19 protein-coding genes and 2 tRNA genes are annotated in these 20,154 nt (G+C 46.6%); 3 read left to right on the top strand and 18 right to left on the bottom strand.

Translation table 11 applies throughout. The features are described 5' to 3' along the window. The first annotated feature begins 31 nt into the window (after positions 1-31). Positions 32-1,693: a putative transporter gene (locus HMPREF0663_RS03955; protein ID WP_004368930.1), complete on the top strand. Its 1,662-nt coding sequence runs from the start codon at positions 32-34 to the stop codon at positions 1,691-1,693. A 74-nt stretch (positions 1,694-1,767) separates the two neighbouring features. Here HMPREF0663_RS03955 and HMPREF0663_RS03960 read toward each other — a convergent pair whose 3' ends face one another. Then, a complete protein-coding gene (locus HMPREF0663_RS03960; protein ID WP_004368931.1) occupies positions 1,768-2,724 on the bottom strand; it encodes an alpha/beta hydrolase in 957 nt (318 codons plus the stop codon). Between the two features lie 377 nt (positions 2,725-3,101). Beyond that, complete coding sequence (locus tag HMPREF0663_RS03965; protein ID WP_004368932.1) at positions 3,102-3,716, bottom strand: hypothetical protein; 615 nt, start codon at positions 3,714-3,716, stop codon at positions 3,102-3,104. Between the two features lie 282 nt (positions 3,717-3,998). On the opposite strand from HMPREF0663_RS03965, the gene argS reads away from it, so the two are divergent. Next, complete coding sequence (gene argS / locus HMPREF0663_RS03970; protein WP_004368933.1) at positions 3,999-5,819, top strand: arginine--tRNA ligase; 1,821 nt, start codon at positions 3,999-4,001, stop codon at positions 5,817-5,819. A gap of 14 nt (positions 5,820-5,833) precedes the next feature. Beyond that, complete coding sequence (locus tag HMPREF0663_RS03975) at positions 5,834-6,304, top strand: RNase H family protein (protein WP_004368934.1); 471 nt, start codon at positions 5,834-5,836, stop codon at positions 6,302-6,304. 79 nt (positions 6,305-6,383) lie between these two features. Here HMPREF0663_RS03975 and HMPREF0663_RS03980 read toward each other — a convergent pair whose 3' ends face one another. The 16 genes from HMPREF0663_RS03980 to prmC form a co-directional block, all read right to left on the bottom strand. Next, positions 6,384-7,604 carry a beta-galactosidase gene (locus tag HMPREF0663_RS03980; protein WP_016665392.1) on the bottom strand — a complete coding sequence of 407 codons (1,221 nt, stop codon included), beginning with the start codon at positions 7,602-7,604 and terminating at the stop codon, positions 6,384-6,386. A gap of 65 nt (positions 7,605-7,669) precedes the next feature. Beyond that, positions 7,670-8,329, bottom strand: coding sequence for a SanA/YdcF family protein (locus HMPREF0663_RS03985; protein WP_004368936.1), 660 nt, complete (start codon positions 8,327-8,329; stop codon positions 7,670-7,672). A 17-nt stretch (positions 8,330-8,346) separates the two neighbouring features. Continuing rightward, complete coding sequence (locus tag HMPREF0663_RS03990) at positions 8,347-8,694, bottom strand: glycosyltransferase family 2 protein (RefSeq protein WP_004368937.1); 348 nt, start codon at positions 8,692-8,694, stop codon at positions 8,347-8,349. Positions 8,695-8,882: 188 nt separating this feature from the next. Next, positions 8,883-10,430, bottom strand: coding sequence for a YifB family Mg chelatase-like AAA ATPase (locus HMPREF0663_RS03995; protein ID WP_004368938.1), 1,548 nt, complete (start codon positions 10,428-10,430; stop codon positions 8,883-8,885). Positions 10,431-10,446: 16 nt separating this feature from the next. Beyond that, complete coding sequence (locus tag HMPREF0663_RS04000) at positions 10,447-11,448, bottom strand: DUF4369 domain-containing protein (RefSeq protein ID WP_004368939.1); 1,002 nt, start codon at positions 11,446-11,448, stop codon at positions 10,447-10,449. Further along, entirely contained in the window at positions 11,449-13,128 is a 1,680-nt protein-coding gene (locus tag HMPREF0663_RS04005) for a tetratricopeptide repeat protein (protein WP_016665393.1), read from the bottom strand. Between the two features lie 22 nt (positions 13,129-13,150). Then, positions 13,151-13,236, bottom strand: a tRNA-Leu gene (locus tag HMPREF0663_RS04010). Between the two features lie 21 nt (positions 13,237-13,257). Next, a tRNA-Gly gene (locus tag HMPREF0663_RS04015) sits at positions 13,258-13,333 on the bottom strand. Positions 13,334-13,747: 414 nt separating this feature from the next. Further along, positions 13,748-14,314 carry a hypothetical protein gene (locus HMPREF0663_RS04020; protein WP_004368942.1) on the bottom strand — a complete coding sequence of 189 codons (567 nt, stop codon included), beginning with the start codon at positions 14,312-14,314 and terminating at the stop codon, positions 13,748-13,750. Then, the gene (gene argH / locus HMPREF0663_RS04025) at positions 14,311-15,648 is read right to left on the bottom strand and encodes an argininosuccinate lyase (RefSeq protein WP_004368943.1); all 1,338 of its coding nucleotides are present in this window, start codon (positions 15,646-15,648) and stop codon (positions 14,311-14,313) included. Before argH ends, HMPREF0663_RS04020 begins: the two co-directional genes overlap by 4 nt. A 169-nt stretch (positions 15,649-15,817) precedes the next feature. Continuing rightward, complete coding sequence (locus HMPREF0663_RS04030) at positions 15,818-16,231, bottom strand: SRPBCC family protein (protein ID WP_004368944.1); 414 nt, start codon at positions 16,229-16,231, stop codon at positions 15,818-15,820. Between the two features lie 24 nt (positions 16,232-16,255). Further along, complete coding sequence (gene pyrE / locus HMPREF0663_RS04035; RefSeq protein WP_004368945.1) at positions 16,256-16,888, bottom strand: orotate phosphoribosyltransferase; 633 nt, start codon at positions 16,886-16,888, stop codon at positions 16,256-16,258. Positions 16,889-16,983: 95 nt separating this feature from the next. Next, positions 16,984-17,679 carry a ComF family protein gene (locus HMPREF0663_RS04040; RefSeq protein ID WP_004368946.1) on the bottom strand — a complete coding sequence of 232 codons (696 nt, stop codon included), beginning with the start codon at positions 17,677-17,679 and terminating at the stop codon, positions 16,984-16,986. Next, complete coding sequence (locus HMPREF0663_RS04045) at positions 17,672-18,151, bottom strand: regulatory protein RecX (protein WP_004368947.1); 480 nt, start codon at positions 18,149-18,151, stop codon at positions 17,672-17,674. The genes HMPREF0663_RS04040 and HMPREF0663_RS04045 overlap by 8 nt, the downstream gene beginning before the upstream one ends. 3 nt (positions 18,152-18,154) lie before the next feature. Then, on the bottom strand, positions 18,155-19,282 hold the full coding sequence (locus tag HMPREF0663_RS04050) for a TlpA family protein disulfide reductase (RefSeq protein WP_004368948.1): 1,128 nt from the start codon (positions 19,280-19,282) through the stop codon (positions 18,155-18,157). Between the two features lie 11 nt (positions 19,283-19,293). Next, the gene (prmC, locus tag HMPREF0663_RS04055; RefSeq protein ID WP_004368949.1) at positions 19,294-20,124 is read right to left on the bottom strand and encodes a peptide chain release factor N(5)-glutamine methyltransferase; all 831 of its coding nucleotides are present in this window, start codon (positions 20,122-20,124) and stop codon (positions 19,294-19,296) included. Between the last annotated feature and the right edge of the window lie 30 nt (positions 20,125-20,154).

A 20,154-nucleotide genomic window follows, 5' to 3' on the forward strand; every position in this document is an offset into this window, starting at 1 on the left:
AGCAGAAATAAAGCATCATAAACAATGGAATATGGAATGGCTTAACGGTCTGTTCGCTATACATTCGTCGATTCAAACGGTTGTAATCGTATCTCTTATCTGTGCTTTAGGCCTTGCATTGGGCAAGGTAAGGGTTGGAGGGATTTCGTTAGGCATCGCTTTTGTTTTTTTCATAGGCATCATTGCAGGGCACTTCGGGCTCAATGTAGATGGCGAAGTGCTCGATTATACCGAAACTTTAGGGCTGGTTCTCTTCGTATATACGCTGGGCCTTCATGTGGGACCTAACTTCTTCGGCTCGCTTAAACACGAGGGGTTGGCACTCAATATATGGGGCTTGGCAGTGATAATTCTCGGTACGGCGATGGCAGTTGTACTATGTCCGCTCACTGGAATAGCCCTTCCGGACATGATGGGATTACTTTGCGGGGCGACAACCAATACTCCTGCTTTAGGTGCAGCGCAACAGGCGCTCGCACATTTGGGCCTTTCGGGGGGACGGGCGGCACTTGCAACGGCGGTAAGTTACCCGCTTGGCGTGCTCGGAGTGATATTTGCCATTCTTTTATTGCGCAAATTGTTCGTGAAACCTGCCGATCTGGAGGTGAAAAAACATGCGGATAACGATCATACTTACGTGGGGCAGTTCGTCATCATCAATCCTGCAATCGAGGGAAAGACGATAAGTCAGGTGTCTCAACGGTCGCATTTGAAGTTCATTGTGTCGCGTGTATGGCGCGGAGAAGAGGTTATCATGCCGTTTGCCAATACGGTATTGCACACCAACGACAACGTTCTGGTGGTGGCCAACCGTGAGGATATTCCTGCCGTAGAGATACTCTTCGGCGAGAAAGTGAAGAAAGATTGGAACAAAGAGAAGATAGATTGGAACCACATAGATGCAAAAGTGGAGAGCCGAGTGATCGTTCTGACGCAGACAGTGCTTAACGGTAAGCGGCTCGGACAGCTGCATTTGCGCGATACATATGGTGTGAATGTGAGTCGGGTGATACGTGGAGACATTAAACTCCTTGCTACCGACAGCCTCAGATTGCAATACGGCGACCGTGTAACGGTGGTAGGTGAGCCCAAGGCAGTAGACCATGTAGAGAAATTCCTTGGCAATGCCGTGCAAACATTGAACGAACCCAACCTCGGAAGCATATTTTTAGGCATGATGCTCGGCCTTGCTCTGGGCACTATACCGTTCTCCTTGCCCGGCATGTCGGCACCGGTAAGGCTCGGAATTGCCGGAGGTCCCATCATTATGGGCATCATCGTGGGTGCCTTGGGCCCACATATGCACTTCATATCCTATACCACTCGCAGCGCTTCATTGATGCTCCGTAAGCTGGGTTTGTCGATCTATCTTGCTTGTCTGGGCCTTGATGCGGGGAAAGACTTCTTTGAAACGGTGGTCAGACCGGAGGGATTGCTGTGGGTAGGCGTGGGTTTTCTGCTGACGATCGTGCCGATACTCATCATTGGATACGTTGCTTTAAAGACGCGCAAGTATGATTTCGGAACCATCTGCGGTATTCTTTGCGGTTCTATGGCCAATCCCATGGCGCTTTCTTATGCCAATGATACGCTGAAAGGAGAGACGCAAAGCATTGCTTATGCAACGGTCTATCCGCTCGGAATGTTTGTTCGGGTAGTGATAACGCAGATAATCATCATGTTTTTTGTGTAGGAATAAGGCGGAAAAGGAGATTGTTTATCGCTATCGGAAAGCACATGCGGAGGTTATTTCGGGAGCCTTTCGCGCTACGGCATATATCGGTCGAGAAAGTTTTTAACATGACTTGTGTACGCCGCGCGATGATCCTGATAGCTGTCTGCATGTTTCGAACCGCGGGCAACCCACAGTTCTTTGGGTGCAGGCTTGGCATTGTAGAGTTCGTAAACCATACGGAAAGGAACGTAAGTATCGGCATCTCCATGAATAAAAAGCATTGGCTTACGGCTCTTGGCAAGCTGTTTGAGGGGCGAAGCCTCGCCGAACGTCCACCCATAACGTAGTTTGCAGAGGGCACTGGTGGTATAAAGAAGCGGAAAAGGCGGCAACGAGAACTGCTCTCGGAGCTGTGTTTTGAACTCGTCCCACACACTTGTATAGCCGCAATCTTCCACAAAACAGCGGATGAAAGACGGCGTATGTTCGCCCGAAACACACATTACAGTGGCGGCGCCCATAGATATTCCGTGGAGTACCATTGCGGTGTGAATGCGGTTACCACGGAATATACTGTCGGCAAAAGTCGCACTATGCAACACATCCGTACGGTCTTTCCAGCCCATTTGTATATCCTTGCCCGAGCTGGCGCCATGTCCGTGCAGGTCGGGCAGTACCACATTGTAGCCCATACCGCCGTACATGCGGGCGATGTGGAGCATTCCAAGCGCATTATCCTTATAGCCGTGCACAAGCAGAGCCACAAGATGTGTCGGTCTTTCGGCACGAATGTAGTACACATGCAGAGAGTCTTGCGCCTCCGTATGGATAAAAGTATCGCGCAAGGCATTATGTGCAAGAATACTGTCGAGCCATTCTTTGGTTTCCGGATGCTTGTTGATGAATGCTTCCTTATTCCATTCGTTCAGACTGCCGCGACGGTCTTCGTTCGACAGGCCGTAAGAAAGCATGTAAAAACTGCCGCCGACGGTCAACAAAACCAACACAAGCAACACAGTAACACCGACCGCCCATATTTTCTTTTTCATAATTTTTCGTATCTTAATCGTGCAAGCAAAAGTACGAAAAAATGTGTTATAACGCAAAATGCAGATACGAATAAAACAAGAACATAGCGCTACTATAAAAACAAGAGATAGTCTCTTTATCGTAAGGAGACGGTCTCTTTATCGTAAGGAGATGACCTCTTTACCGTAAGGAGATGGTCTCTTTATCGTAAGGAGATGGCCTCTTTACCGTAAGGAGATGGTCTTTTTATCGTAAGGAGATGGCCTCTTTATCGTAAGGAGATGGTCTCTTTGCGGTGAAGAGACGACCTTTCCCTACAGAAAAAGGACTCTCTGCCTCATGAAAACGGCAGAAAGTCCTTATGAATTAAATTAGAGTAGTTGTTTTTGGAAACCGTTTATCTAATGATAACTTTCTTTCCATCGACGATATAAAGGCCTTTACGAGGATGCTTCACACGTCGTCCATGCAAGTCGTAAACAATCTGTTCTTGCGTTTGTTTTTGCGCATAGGTCTTCGAAATGCCCGTATTAACATCGCGTTTCCCCGAGAATTTTACCTTCAAACTTGCTTCATTCCAAATGAATATAATATCCATGTTCAAAGAACCATCCTTGGTTAACTCCTCGGAATCGCCTATCAATACAAGCAAACTGAACGTTGTATTACCTGTATTCTCCTTGGATTCCACATCTACATAGTCGTTGGATTCCTGCCAGATTACCCACTTGCCGTTCCTTTTCTGCAGGTACATATTCGGCAAATCGAAATCCTTGAGTTCGTATTTGCCTATCTGATAACCTTTCAGCGTGAGTTTTATCTCGTCTTCACCTTCTCCCTTTGCTATAGAGAAAGTTACTGTTTTAGAGGTTGTCGATATTGATGTTCCCTTTTTAGTCTCTGTCTTTGCTATCCCTTTATAGTCTCCATAGAAAGAAGACCGTTCTACATCATCCTGCGCCTTTACCGTTAAAGTCGCTAAACACGTCACTAAAATAAGTAAAAATTTCATCTCTTTTGAGTTAATAATTAATTCCTGATTACTTCAGATGCCGACTCTTCGACATCTATATCACTTAAATTCGGGTGCAAAGGTAATATGCAAAAGCAAATAAAAACGACATATCATTTCTTTTTTTCTATTATTTAACATAAATTACTCTCCTATATTTCGGATGAAGGCACGGCATGTTCCTATTACGCAAAGATGGTATTTTTATCATAGGAATTAAGAATTAAGGATTATTTTTTGTAATTTTGTGGCCACAATTATTGAAAATAACGTATTATCGATATGAAGATAGAAGCGCAAATATGCAGTTCTGTAATCGCTGCAGTGAAGGAACTATACGGGCAGGATGTGCCCGCACAGACGGTACAACTACAGAAAACTAAAAGTAACTTCGAAGGAAATCTTACGTTGGTAGTATTTCCATTCCTGAAAATATCCAAGAAGAAACCGGAAGAAACGGCACAAGAAATAGGCGATATGCTGGTAAAAGGCTGCGCGGCCGTAAGTTCTTTCAACGTTGTGAAAGGCTTTCTGAACCTGAATATCGCACGGTCGGCGTGGATAGACCTTCTGAACAGCATCGATACCGATGATAATTTCGGCCTGAAAATCGCCACCGACAGCTCTCCTTTGGTAATGATAGAGTACTCATCTCCTAATACTAACAAGCCTCTTCATTTGGGGCATGTGCGCAATAACCTGTTGGGATGGTCGCTGGCACGTATCATGGAAGCCAACGGAAACCGTGTGGTAAAGACCAATATTGTAAATGATCGGGGCATACACATATGCAAATCCATGCTTGCATGGCTGAAATGGGGCAACGGAGAGACGCCTCAATCGAGCGGAAAGAAAGGTGATCATCTGATAGGAGACTACTATGTGGCTTTCGACAAGCACTACAAAGAGCAGTGCAAGCAGCTCGAAGCGCAATACAAAGCACAAGGCATGAGCGACGAAGAGGCCGAAAAGAAAGCCGCCACAGAGGCTCCGTTGATGAAAGAGGCACACGAAATGCTCGTTAAATGGGAGCAGAACGATCCCGAAGTGCGTGCTCTATGGCAGAAAATGAATACTTGGGTTTACGCCGGATTTAATGAAACATACGATAAACTCGGCGTATGTTTCGATAAAATATATTATGAATCGGACACCTACCTCGTGGGAAAAGCGAAAGTAGAAGAGGGCTTGAAGAAAGGTATCTTTATGCGCGAAGCCGATAACAGCGTATGGGCAGACCTGACGGATGACGGTTTAGACCGGAAACTGCTGCTGCGTTCCGACGGTACAAGTGTATATATGACGCAAGATATAGGCACTGCAACGATGCGATTTCGCGATTTTCCGATCGATAAAATGATATATGTCGTGGGTAACGAGCAGAACTATCACTTCCAAGTGCTTTCCATATTGCTCGACCGCTTGGGATTCAAGTGGGGCAAAGAGCTTGTACACTTCTCTTATGGCATGGTGGAATTGCCGAATGGCAAGATGAAAAGCCGTGAAGGAACGGTGGTGGATGCCGACGATTTGATAGCAGGAATGGTGAAAGAGGCACGAGATACGTCCGACGAATTGGGAAAATTCAAGGATATGAGCGAAGAAGAAAAGCGCGAGATTGCACGTATCGTGGGCTTAGGTGCACTGAAATACTTCATTCTAAAGGTCGATGCACGCAAGAATATGCTGTTTAATCCGGAAGAAAGCATCGACTTCAACGGCAATACAGGGCCGTTCATCCAGTACACTTATGCCCGCATTCGCAGCATTATGCGTAAGGCCGATGCCGACAGCCATATCGCATTGCCCGAAAAACTCGACGGTAACGCACCGCTGAACGAAAAAGAAATAGAACTTATACAGAAGATGAACGAGTTTGAAACGGCCGTGGCAGAGGCAGGAAACAACTATAATCCCGCCGGAATAGCCAACTACTGTTACGAACTGACCAAGGATTTCAACCAGTTCTACCACGACTACAGCATCCTTAGTGCCAATACCGAAGAGGAGAAAATTGTGCGCCTTGTAATCGCGAAGAACGTGGCCAAGATTATTAAAAACGGCATGGACCTGCTCGGAATTGAGGTTCCGGAAAGGATGTAAGCAAGGTCTCGGGAATGAAGAACAAACTTGTAAATCCGCCATCTTACCGACACGACACGGTTTTACCGCTGCCCTTAGAGGTGAAGGCCAATGCCATAGCCGTGGATGCAGCATGCTCCGGAAACCCCGGGGCAATGGAATATCAAGGGATAGACCTTGCTACCGGCGCACGTATATTCCACTTCGGACCGATGCATGGCACCAATAATATCGGCGAATTTCTTGCAATCGTCCACGCTTTAGCTTTGCTCGAACAGCAGGGAACGACGGATAGAACGGTCTATTCCGACAGCTATAACGCCATACTTTGGGTAAAGAAGAAGCAGTGCAAAACCAAATTGGCGCACACACCCGACACCGATGAGCTTTTTAAAATAATAGCCCGAGCCGAAAACTGGCTGCACACACATACGGTAGAGACGCCTATCGTGAAGTGGGAAACAAACAAATGGGGCGAAATTCCGGCCGATTTTGGGCGGAAATGAGTTGTTTCCGTTACTGATAAACTTTCAAAACAAATCGGGTAAACATGTACTTACCCGAAGGAAAATGCCTGTTGCGGTATTATTTCCAATGGTATAAAAGATAGTCGCCCGGCGCCAATGTTACGGATTGCCGGCCTTGCCGGCACGGGCGTTGCAACTTTCCATTGCTCCCAACCGGTCTTACCTTCCCGCTTATCTCTATTTCGATGGTCTGCGAATGATGGATGTCGTGGTTGACAAACATCATAAACCGGCTCTTTCCGTTTACCATATAAGACACGAGAATACCCCGCTCGCCGCTGCCGCAAAGCCTTACCGGCACCGACAGGTTTTCCCATTCGGTCGTTCCTTCAATGTGTTTATTCCCCGTATGTCCTACGGCAACGGCCTTTGCACCCAAGAACACCCAAGCCAAGCTCTGTATTTCACGGTTCAAATTCCTTACGAGTTCGTACACCGGAGTACGCTTTCCGTGCTCATCGATGGGTGCACTGTGGAAGTTCCATGTATCGGTGGGCGGCGTCCAATAAGTAAAGTGTTGTATGCACTGTGCCCCATAAGCCAACGCACTGAATGCCTCTATGCGCAAATGAGCGGCCGTTGGAATGGGATAAGAACCGTGGGCAGTGCTCAAAACAAATGCCCAGAAAGGCTGCATACTGCGCATCGATACCCGACGGGCTACCTCAAGATTACTGTAAAGTTGTGGTCTTACGACCACTTTACCCTGCTCCTGAACGATCGGATAGAGGTCGTAAGAGAGCTGCGAAAGCCCCAATTCGTCTACCGACCGCTGCACATACTCCTCGTAGGTCTTTGTTCCGAGCTCTGCAGGCGATACGAATATCGGCAGCAAATTCAGATATATAAGGTGTTTGTCATCGATCTTGTACACCCTATCCCTAAACTTTCTAAGGTCGGCAAAACTCACTGTCGTCGGTTCATCGCGCAGGAACCAGCCGCAAAGCATCTTTTCGTTCTTGAAATGTTCCACGATTTCGGCCGTTCTCTCCTCCAATTCAGGACAACCGGCCATCAGTCTGACACCCGTACCCTTGCTTGCCGAGAGCCCTTTAGCTAACTGATCGGCGTTCTCGAAGTGCGAGAAAGAGATGTTAAAGCCGGCATTTCGCAATTCCATATACCGCTCTCGTGTAAGATTACTGTCGGGAAGAATGGAATACCATGCAAGGATCGGGAACTCTTTTCCCGTAGGATTCTTGTACTTCATCTTATTATCGGCATTCCCGGCAATAGCGGCTACCAGCAACAAGAGAACTATTGTAATCTTTTTCATCATACGATTAAACATTAAAAAAACTCTATTTTTTCTTCGAACAACGGCCGTATTACAGTAAAAGGCCGCTACTCTATTTCAACCCGTTTGCCCAAGAAATGGGGCTGAAGACCTACCAAAAGATCGATATGTGCCTTGGTTCGCGCCAGATATTCGCGGCATTTCATGCGGAATTGCCACCATCTGTTCTGAAAATCGCCTGCATTGAAAGCTATCGCATCGATACCCTCGGCACGCGAAAGATACAGTGCGCGCTCGTTATGAAACTGCTGCGAGATAATCGTAAAGGTATGGAGACCGAAGATTTCCTTGGCTCTAACAACCGAATCGAGCGTTCGCAATCCGGCATAATCCAAATAGATAACGCTGTCGGGTACGCCCTGTGCCATCAAATCGGCTTTCATCTGTTCGGGTTCGTTGTACGTCTCGCTCGGGTTGGCTCCGCTAATCAGAATACGTGAAATTTTACCTGAACGATAGAGTTCTGCGGTTGCATCGATCCTTGCCGTATAATACGGATTGGGTGCTCCTGTTCTTCCTTTGGGGTTGGTACCCAACAAAAGGCCCACGCGGCGGGCAGGTATTTGCGACACATTTTCATACATTCGCCCCTCGGCTGCCCGTTTTACATCGTAATTGCAATAAACTATGGCTGCGATACAAACCGCACAAAAACCCAATGCCGTGAACAAAAGGCGCGTAAATAATTTCTTTTTCTTGTCTGTCATTTCTGTTTTGCTTATATTTATCGCCCGATTCGTGCGATTAGTTTACTTATCCGAACATAAATCGGAGGCAAGGTGTCATCGGAATCTACGAAAGTAATCCATTCGCCACGGGCCATTTTCACGCCGTTCTCACGCGCTTTGCTTCTGCCAAGGTTAGGCTGATGGACGACTATGATACGCTTGTCGCCCTCCGACATCTTATCGCAAACGGCGCTACTCCTATCGTTACTGCCGTCGTCAACAACTATAATCTCGATATCGCCGAACGTTTGAGTGGCAACGCTTTCTATGCATTGCCCGATCGTATCTTCCGAATTGTACACGGGAATAATAACAGAAACCTTCGTTCCGAGTTCGTTTTCCATCTCTCTTTTGAATAAGAATGAATAACAGAGCGTACCTGTATCGATCTTAGATTGAGCATGCAAGCCGGTTAGGCAAGCTATGTATCGACCGCAGGTATACCGTCTAAGAATTACGTGCTGTGCACTCGCACCATAAACACAACTGCCATAGCGCCGAAAAAGCACGACCTTTGCACCGACGTTTAGTGTTACACGCCCCGCTCTGCCCAATCTCCACGGTCGAGATTTCGGTAACTTATGGCTTCTGCAAGATGCTCCATCTGCACGTGTTCACTGCCGGCGAGGTCGGCAATCGTACGGGCTACCTTCAATATGCGGCTATAGGCGCGGGCGCTGAGCGACAGTTTTTCCATCGCCAAGCGTAGCATTTCAATGCCTTGTGTATCGGGTTCGGCAAACCGATGTATCATCTTTTCGCTCATTTGAGCATTGCAATACACGCCACGAATATCCTTATAGCGCTCTTCCTGCATACGTCTTGCACGGATAACCCGCTCTCTGATGGTGCTGCTCGGTTCGCCTTGGGTTGCTTTGCTGATATCCTTGAACGGTACGGGAGTAATTTCGATTTGAATATCGATACGGTCTAACAGCGGTCCCGATATCTTATTCATGTAACGTTGTATCTGCCCGGGAGTACAAACGCAGGTATGCGTGGCATCTCCATAGTAGCCGCAAGGGCACGGATTCATCGATGCAACGAACATGAACGAACAGGGGAACTCTACCGTATAACGCGCCCGTGAGATCGATATCTTACGATCTTCAAGCGGTTGTCGCAATACTTCTAAGGTAGACTTACTGAATTCCGGCAGTTCATCGCAGAACAACACGCCATGATGGGCCAATGAAATCTCGCCGGGTTGAGGTATAGCGCCGCCACCTACTAAGGCTACCTCGGATATAGTATGGTGGGGAGCGCGGAAAGGACGCTGCGAAATGAGCGAAGTGTTCTTGCTTAACTTCCCTGCAACGCTGTGAATTTGCGTTGTTTCCAAGCTTTCAGACAAAGAAAGCGGGGGAAGTATCGAAGGTAGACGCTTCGCCATCATCGACTTTCCGCTACCCGGAGGACCTATCATTATTATGTTATGCCCGCCTGCAGCGGCTACTTCCAAGGCACGTTTTACGTTTTCTTGCCCCCTTACATCGGCAAAATCGAGATCGAAAGAGTACTGTTGTTCGTAAAATTCCTTACGGGTATCGATAACGGTCGGCTCAAACGCCTCCATATCCGTTAAGAATTTAATGACATCCATCATAGAATTCATGCCGTAAACCTCAAGGTTATCTACGACGGCCGCTTCTCTTACGTTCTGTGTAGGTACGATCAGCCCCTTGAAATGCTCGGCACGAGCCCTTATGGCAATAGGCAATGCCCCGCGTATAGGTTGCAAATGGCCGTCGAGACTTAACTCTCCGACCATCATATATTGCCCGAGTTTATCCGATTCTATGTTGCCGTTGGCGGCCAAGATGGCTATGGCAAGGGGTAAATCGAAGCTGCTTCCCTCCTTTCGGAGGTCGGCCGGAGCCATGTTAACCGTAATGTCTGCATGCGGAAACTTATACCCATTGAACTGTAAGGCAGCAGCTATACGGTCGCGACCTTCACGCACTGCCTCGTCTCCAAGTCCTGTAAAATGATACATCACACCATTTATAAGGCTCACTTCTATGGTCACTGTGGTTACATCCAAGCCGTTCACCGCGGCACAGTATGTTTTTACAAGCATGGTATATGGATTGTATTTATTTGGTCATCTCCACTATTTTTTTGCGTAAATCGTCCGTGTTAAGTCTATGGGCAACCACTTTGCCTCTCTTCAATAGAATGTTGTCGGGAACAGAGGTAAGTCCTAATTTACTTATAATGCCTCCATTGAACATATCGCCATCGCATACGATGGGCACATTCAGCGAGTCATTGCTCAATGCCTGCCTGCACTCCGCCCGATTGGCATCCACACTAATGGCTAAAATCTTCAGCTTTCCGCCCATTTCCCGCTGCATCTGTTTGAGTTGTTGCAGCATGCTTACACTCTCAAAACTCCACGATGCCCATACATGAACGACTGAGACAGGAGCGGAAGACAGCACGGATGAAGACACTGCATGCCCATTAATATCGTAACCGGAGAATGGTGGAAGAGACTTACCCATTCTGATTATATCAAGTTTCTCTGCCTGTTTTGCAAGACGCACCAACACTCCGTTGTTGGGTTGTACGGCAAGCATGATTTTTATAAGTTCCTTGGCTTTGGCTTGGTTGGGAGTAGGAGTCTGCATAAAATATTTGCTCACCAAATAAACACTTGCTAAAGATTTAGGATGATCTTTAATAAATTGTGCGGCATACTGTAGAACTTCGGGCGGCGAAGCACTCACAATCTGCTGACGGAACTTGCCCATGAGTTCGTTCTCATCGGTACCTTCGATCTTCATCTCCTTCAAATGCGACGCATCGCCACGAATGCTGACTTCCTCGCCCGCTTCGGTAAAGACCGGTTGTTCAGAGAAATTCGGGAACACAATCATCAGTGTAGCAGGCTTATCACAAGGAATTTCGTAAGCAAAACGCCCTCCCGAAACCTTGATGGTATCTATTCCGTCGATGGCACCATCAGGACTATACACATAAAATTCGCCCTGATTCAGGTGAATGAAGCGGCCATCAATCTTAAAATGATGGCTGTCTATGCCACACGACACCAAAATCAGAGCGAAGAACAGTAAGAAACCGAATTGTTTCATTTATTTCTTTAATAGCTCCAACTCCAAATCATTATCTGCATAAGTCTTCAAAGAAGGATCCTTCTTCAGTGCTTCATTCAGATACGACTCGGCAGCGAACTTGTTTCCTCTGCGCGCTGCAACAACGGCATGCAGATATTCTGTCAGTCCGTCAGGGTTCTTAATAGCGTCTAAAGTAGATGCTGCAGCCGCATAGTTCTTATTCAATAGCTGTGCAAGAGCCGCCATATTAGAGTTGATTCCCTTAAGATTTTCTTCGGCTTTTGCAAAGTCTCCCTTCGCTATATTGAGGGTTCCTAAGGCTTGTCCGAAGTCATTAGCAGCAGTAGCTTTCGATATTTCGTTCTCAGCCTGTACGAGTTTCCCGTCTTTCAGCAACAGGAGTCCCTGATTGGCATAAGCTTCAGGTGCGCTGCTATTGATACGGAGTGCCTGTGCGAGGTAGCGCTTGGCAGCATCTTCGTTACCTTTAGTAACTTCTAACACGGCAAGGTTGTTAAATGCACGGTAATCCTTATCGTAATATTCAGCCGTCTTCTTGTAGATTTCCTCCTTTTTAGCAGCATTATCTTGTAGTGCTGCGTAATACAGAAGTTCATCTGCGCTTAATTTAGCGGCATCTTGATCGTATTGATTCTTTATTTCATCATCGCTACGCCCTATTGTTTCGTAGTTTATAATTAATCTCGAACGGCGCAATTCGGGCAAGATACCGTCTGCCAACTCACGAAATCCTTCGCTCATATTACGTATCTGTTGCTCACGTTCCTGCGGATCTTTGTACATAGAAAGCACTCTAAGAATAACATCCTTATCCTGTATGTTAGATGCCTGCACGAGTTTCTGGAAGCCTTCCCAATCTTGAGCGGTGTAATGTGCATCGATACCCGTACTTACACCTGTCTGTTTGAGCTGTTGTTTTACATATCCTTCAGACGTATTTTGCCGTTTACTGGCCAATTTATCATTGAATGTGAAGCCTCCTTCGGGCGAAGCATAGGCTTGGACCTCTACATTACGGATGTTAAGTCGTTCACGTTCTTGGTTTATTTTCCTCAACATGCGCACGAATTCAGCCACTGAATTGTTTTTAAGTTCGCTTTTACGAAGGTTAGCCTGATTGATCAGGAAGCGGATATTCGCTTCTTGTTTCTGCTTCTTTACGCGTTCGAACGAATCGGGAGCCATACATCCGCCATCGCTCACCAACGCCCGTTTGTAAAGTTCGGATGTTGCAATGACGCCGGTTGCCACCTTTACGGCCGGAATATTTACCTTTTTACTACCTATACGTGCATCGAACGTCAGATACATGTCGCTCTTCTGCATCTCGGGGACATAGGTAAAAGAGGTTTTCATATTATATCTTCCGCCCAATCGATATGATATCATTTGGTCGTTACTCATTACACTTTCGCCCCTGAACGTGGCACCTTCGCCTTGCGAAACCAATCCGTTGCCGTATCTCAATTCAGGAATAACGGTAACAACTGCCTTCTTTTTCATGTATTTCTCGGGGAACATACCGTTGATAGTAGCAGGAACATGCCCTCCTTGTGTCTCAAGTGGGTTCGGTGTAACGGTAAAATTGCTCGACGACAATGCCCCCATTTTAGAGCAAGATGTCGATATAGCAAACAAACAACAAGCTGATAGAGTAAGGATTAGATTCTTCTGCATAGTCTAAACGTTTTAGGTAAGGTGCCGCGAGCGGGACTCGAACCCGCACAGCCATTACTAGCCAAGGGATTTTAAGTCCCTCGTGTCTACCAATTCCACCATTGCGGCCGGTGATATACTATAGAGATATGGAGCGGCAAACGGGGCTCGAACCCGCGACCTCGACCTTGGCAAGGTCGCGCTCTACCAACTGAGCTATTGCCGCCTGCACTATGTATCGGCAAAAGTAGTACTTAATATCGTAACTGCAAAGACTTTTACACTATTTAACGACCGTTTTAAACGGGGGCGACAAGATGAAATAAACAAGCAGAAAACCATCTCTGCGGCAACCGTTCGGTATGCTCGGAGATTACACTTCGTTTGCACACTTTCAATAAACCATGTCTCTTTCCAAATCGGATATAGCATCTATGACGCATATATTTTATGTCTATCGGACATAAACAGTGCACCTGTTACCCACAGAAGATTATCTGATCCGGGCAACCGTATAAAAGTATGCGAGAAAAACATAGGCAGAAAGAGGCCGAGACTGCTGTTTCGACCTTGCAGAAAGGGATATCGAAGATTGTTATTTCCTTATTTCTTGCCTCTCTGCCGCCCTATCTTAAACAACTTAATTTACGCTCAACACCCCATACGGACCACCGGTAGCCGCCCTATATCGCGTTAACTTCTTGCCATTTTCGCCCTCTATGATGTTTCCACCGGTGTTCATGTTATACTTTCGCTTACATGTATTGCAAGTAGCAATGCCATCGGTGCTCATCGAGAGCGGGTAATTGCGTATAGGAATGGCGTTCGGATCGAAGCAATTCGGGCACTGATTGTCGTATGCATAGAACACCGGAGGCGTATCCATGTTACCGAAACCTACGATAAGTCCGTTGTTTCCACCCAATATAAACGATCTCCGAAGGTCTATGGCATTAAAAGTTTTCCTGCTTTCCGTCCCTTGATTGTTCTTAAACACAAAGTATTTCGCGCCTCCATGCATATCTTGTCGGATATAGCAGAATACTCCGGGCGATGCAGCCGTCATGGCCGAGGCTAACGTAGCATCTTTATGCAGGTTATTGTCTATAATCAGATAACAGGGAATTGTAGAAAATTCGTTCTCTATATTGCCGCACGATACAGATAGGAGCACCATGCAGAGGAGCAAAATCTTAGTTATTCTCATGACAGTAATTGTTTTTCGGCACGCTCTACACGGTCGAAATGGAAGTCTTGAAGGATGCTTTGCATGAGTTCCGCTATGCGGTCGTTGCAGAGATTGCCTATACTTCCCTCGTGTATGTGGCGTATCTGTTTGTCGGAAACGAAACTTCCGGCCTCGATATCCATGCCCACTTTCTTGTACGCATCGCGAAATGGCACGCCTGCAGCTACCAAACGATTGACTTCTTCTACAGAGAAAATCGGATCGTACATCCGGTTTTCGAGTATCCGGTCGTTCACTTCCATTTTATTAATGATATAGGCAGTCATTCTAAGACAGTCTTTCAGTTCGCCGAAAGCAGGCAGAAGCACCTCTTTGATAATCTGTAAATCACGGAAATAGCCCATGGGCAGATTGTTCATGATGAGCATAATTTGCTGCGGGAGGCCTTGTATTTTATTGCTTTTGGCACGTATCAGTTCGAATACATCGGGGTTTTTCTTGTGCGGCATGATGCTCGAACCCGTAGTACACTCCTTGGGCAACCGCACGAAATCGAAGTTCTGACTGTTGAACAGGCAGGCATCGAACGCCATCTTTGCCAATGTACCGGCAACAGATGCCATGGCAAACGCCACATTTCGCTCTGTCTTGCCACGCCCCATCTGCGCATAAGCTACGTTATAATCCATGGAATCGAAACCCAAAAGGTCGGTAGTAAGCTGACGGTTCAACGGAAAAGAACTGCCATAACCGGCTGCCGAACCGAGCGGGTTGCGGTTGGTCATCCGATAAGCGGCCTGTAAAAAGAGCATATCATCGGCAAGGCTTTCTGCATAAGCGCCGAACCACAGCCCGAAGGAGCTGGGCATAGCAATCTGTAAATGGGTATATCCCGGCATCAGAATATTTTTGTATCGGTCGCTCTTCTGCAAAAGTTCGTCGAAAAGCAGCTTTACTTCTTCCGTTATTTCGCGAAGTTCATGACGTATAAATAACTTCAAATCTACCAACACCTGATCGTTACGCGACCTTCCGCTATGGATTTTCTTGCCTACATCGCCGAGCTTACGCGTCAACATCAGCTCTATTTGAGAGTGAACATCCTCGACTTCTTCCTCTATACTGAACTCCCCGCTCTCACAGGCATGATAGATATTCTTCAATTCTGCAAGCAACAGCTTCAGTTCTTCGGCCGAAAGCAGGCCGATAGCCTGCAACATAGTGATGTGAGCCATGGAACCTAACACATCGTAAGGTGCCAAGCAGAGGTCCATTTCGCGGTCTTTACCCACCGTGAAACGCTCTATTTCTCTGTTTACTTCAAAGTTTTTTTCCCAAAGTTTATTAGCCATATTATTGTTTTTGGGCTCTCGCAAACCGGAGAGACGGATGATCGGCCAGACTCGTCTGCCATGAAAAAATGTAGAAAACGAAGCGTTGGCTTACGTTGAGAAATCGGTTCGTTTATTATAAAACCTTTTGATAATACTCACACCTGCCTGATTCAGGGGGCTTAGGGCGTTACTCGTATTGTATCGTTTGTAACGCATCGGCAATCTTTTCGATACCTTCTTGTAAGGGTTTCTGTACCATTGTCTTAATAAAAGGGTTCATATCCGCCTTGATGGTGAGCTTCATTTTGCTCGTAGACGCATCGACCGGCAGTATTTGAATCCAGAAATCGAAAGGCAAGGGGCTCTGTGCAGTCTCGAATTTAATACATTTCGGCTCTTCTCTCTCTACGATATGAAGTTTCACATCGCCCATCGGAGACTTGATGGAGATAGAATCTGCATCAAACGAAAGGTCTTTAAGTTTGTCTTCGGGTATGCGGTCTTTCACCTTATTTATATTGCTCAAATCGCTCAGCATATCGTAAACCGAATGCTGTGAATAAGGTATCTCACGAATACTGCTTTCAAATTTGCTGCTCATAATAATCGTATGTCTTTAGAATAATTACCGTTTCCAATGCGAAGGATCCTCGCGCCATTCATGTAGGAGCTTCGTGTCGGTTTCTTGTATATAGCCTGTTTCCAAGGCATTTCCCACTACGTGCTCGTAATCCGTTAGGGTTATCAGTTCTACACCGGCATTCTTGAACGCTTCGGCAGCCACTGGGAAACCGTAAGTGTAGGCGGCCACCATGCCTATAACATTGCCTCCGGCCTTACGAATGGCCTCAACGGCTTTCAAAGAACTAAGACCTGTCGATATCAAATCCTCAATAACAACCACCTTGGCACCTTGTTTCATCTCGCCTTCTATCAGGTTTTCGAGCCCATGATCCTTGGGTTTCGAACGCACATAGATGAGGGGCAAGCCGAGTTCATCGGCCACCAATGCCGCCTGCGGAATACCTGCGGTAGCCACACCTGCTATGACTTCGGCGCCGATAAAGTGCTCCAATACGGCATGAGCCATGCTTATCTTGACGAAAGAACGAATATCGGGATAAGATAGAGTTTTACGATTGTCGCAGTAGAAGGGCGATTTCCAGCCCGAAGCCCATGTAAAAGGATCGTTTGGTTGGAGCTTTATCGCCTTTATCTGCAGCAACTTCGAGGCGAGTTCTTTCTTAATAGAATCCATAGGAATAGGGTTTAAAATAATTACTTGCCTGCAAAGTTACGCTAATTCCCGTATATAGCAAGCACTACATGGGCAATTTTATTGTTTATTATCACTCATGTTTTAGAGTAACCGAGTGATAATACGCTAATTCTAACGCCGCCCGACTTCATCAATTCCTTACCACAAGCGCAGACGGTTGCACCGGTCGTCACCACATCATCTACAATCAACAGGTGTTTATCTCGGATAGTATCGGCATCGCACAGACTGAATGCGCCTTCTACATTATCGGCCCGCTGCCAACGATTTTTCTGTGTTTGGCTGTCATGATAATAATTTCGGCGCAATACATGTTCGCTCAAAGGCAGCGATACGGCGCTTTGTATGCCACGGGCAATAGCCGTACTTTGGTTATACCCGCGTTGCCGCTGTCTTTTTCGTGCCAAAGGAACAGGAATAATCATGTCTATACCCTCGAAAAAGCCTTTGGGCAACAACTCTTCTGCCATGAAACAGCCGAGCCGTTCGCCTATTTCAGGGTGGTTACGGTACTTCAATTCATAAATCATCCTGCTTACCTGCGACTGTGCCTCATAGTAAAAAAGAGCGGCAGAACGTTCTATCGGCAGCCTTCCCCAGAAGAGTTGTGCCATCTCATTATCGTAGGCGTCGTCGGCAAAACCCGTGCGTGGCAACATTAGGTTGCACACCGCACAAAGCACTTGCTCGGTTTCAGCAAGCCTACACCCGCAAATCGAGCATTGTCGGGGCAATATCAAATCCAATAATCTGCCGAAGAAACTAATCATCTTCCAATAGATCGTCGGCGCCGTCTACGCACTTTTTAATAACTGAATAGTCGAAACCGCGGCTCATGGCAAACTTGATAAGCTTCATGCTACGTTCATAATCCGTTGCCGCCTTGATGGTTTTCCACTTGCTTTTGATAAGCGGACGAAGCACGGCGATATACTCTTCGTCGGGCACTTCGTCCAAAATCGGGCCATAGACACTGCGGTCGACGCCTTTTTGCCATAGAGCTTGCTCTATTTTACGGCGCCCCCATTTGTTATACTTTATCTTATCGTTAACGAAAAATCGCGAAAAACGGGCGTCATCCACATACTTTCCCGCCGTCAGACGTGCCATGATCCGCGCCTGCACATCCTCTGTAAGTCCCCACTTCCGCATCTTTTCCGTCATCTCCCCGCTGCTGTGTTCCGCTCGGGCACACAGGGCGGAGAGCTTCTGCAATGCTTCTTGCTCAGTTATCTCTTTCATTTTCTATTTAATCAGCCTCTTAATATATGCGTAAAACTCACTGCTTTCGCCCGTAAAAAGCTTCAATATCTTGCCATCGGGGGCAATAACAACCTTGTAAGGATAGGCCGTTACGCCATATTCAGCATCGATATTCCTGTCTCCACTGAATACTTGAAGCCACGGAAGTTGTGCATCTTTCAGCACTGCACGCCACTCCCCGTCGGTATCCTGACAATCTATACCGACAAATTCTACTCTGTCTTTGCACTTTGCATAGAGCTCCTTCATCTTCGGAAAACCTGCTATACACCACTTACACCATGAGCCCCAGAAGTCGAGAACTACGTATTTACCGCGCAGCGAAGACAATGTAAAATCGTTACCTCGGTCGTCTTTCAGTGTAAAATCGGGGGCCTCGGTGCCTTCTTTTATCTTTCCCGAAGCCTCAATAGACCGTGTTACAACTTTTACAAATCTATTCAAGTTGTCGATATAGCCCGAAAAACGACCGTTACGCACCTCGGGTGTAAGCAGTTCTATGCCTTTCAATATGTAATGAAAATCCAAACTGAGCAACATATCTACCGTGGCTTCCTTATCCGGATGCCGCTTCACGTATTCATAAGCAACCTTCTCGTAACGCTTATTTACCGCTTCCATCTCTTTATTTCTTTCCGTATTAAGCAGGTTTTTATCGGCACCTTCCGCCTTTAAAAGCATTTTATATCGCTTTTCAATAGCCTTTAGTTCGTCGATAAAAGGCTTTTGCACCAAAGTTTCTTGTGCCAAGTCTTTGTAAAAAGCTGTACCATCAATACTGAAATCTTCCATGGTTCCCTCGATTACAACGCTCTCATAGGGTACTATAAAGAGGTAAAAATCGCTTTTATCGCTTTGGTCTGTCTTGCTTTTAAGCATAAAATGAGCCTTTTTGGCCTCATCCAAATCGGCACAAAATGCAAACTCTCCGTTCGTAACAGGCACTTTGAGTTTAACCTCTCCGGAACGTTCTCCCTCTTTAGCCGCATAAGAAACGAGAAGAGTATCGTTGTTTAAATCGCTGAATTTTCCCCGCAAACGGAAATTATCTTCGGCAAACAACGCCGTACAATCAATAAAAAAGCAAATAAAAAAGATAAGTTTTCGCATGATGACAGTTATTAATAACGGATGGCTTTGATAAATCTTTCTTTGCCGAACATATCATGCCGGCTTTCTATTGCTGCGAAATGCTGTTCGTAAAGCATGCGCTTCACTTCGTCGGCATGTAGGGGATTGAGCTCAAAATACAACGTTCCCCCCCGTTTCAACGCCTTTGCAGCATATTCGGCTATGGCACGATAGAACAACAGAGGATCGTTGTCGGGTACGAAAAGGGCCGTATCGGGCTCGTAATCGAGCACATTCCGCGCCATCGCACCGCGTTCCCGTTCGCAGATATACGGCGGGTTGCTCACCACGACATCCCACTTTTCCACATCTGCAGGGGGTATCAGCGCGTCTTGCCTCACTATATCGACACGGGCATGCAGTGCTTGTGCATTGCTTTCTGCTATGTGCAAAGCCTCATCGGATATATCCCAAGCCACGACGTGTGCACCGTGTATGTTCAATGCAAGTGTGACGGCGATACATCCGGAACCGCATCCAACGTCGAGAACAGTGGCATCTTCGGGTGTTTCATGAGTTATCCAAGCACACAATTCGGCCGTCTCGGGACGGGGAATAAGTACCCCTTGCGTCACAGAAAATATGCGATTGGCAAATTCAGCACGCCCCATAACGTACTGAACCGGTTCGCCTTTCGCCAGTCTTCCTATCATTTGTTGCAGCAAAAGGGCGTTTTCTGCCCCTAATTGTGTAACTTTGCCGCAGATAACATCCGCCCACGACAGGCCGAACTGCATCTCCAACAGCATACGAACGATAGCTTTTGCTTCGTTGTTATCGTATAACGGTGTCAGTTGTTGCCATATTTCGTTGTACGTCATAGTCTTGATTGATACTGCAAAAATAGCAAA

It is taken from the genome of Hoylesella oralis ATCC 33269 (genome assembly GCF_000185145.2).
GTDB classification, from domain to species: domain Bacteria; phylum Bacteroidota; class Bacteroidia; order Bacteroidales; family Bacteroidaceae; genus Prevotella; species Prevotella phocaeensis.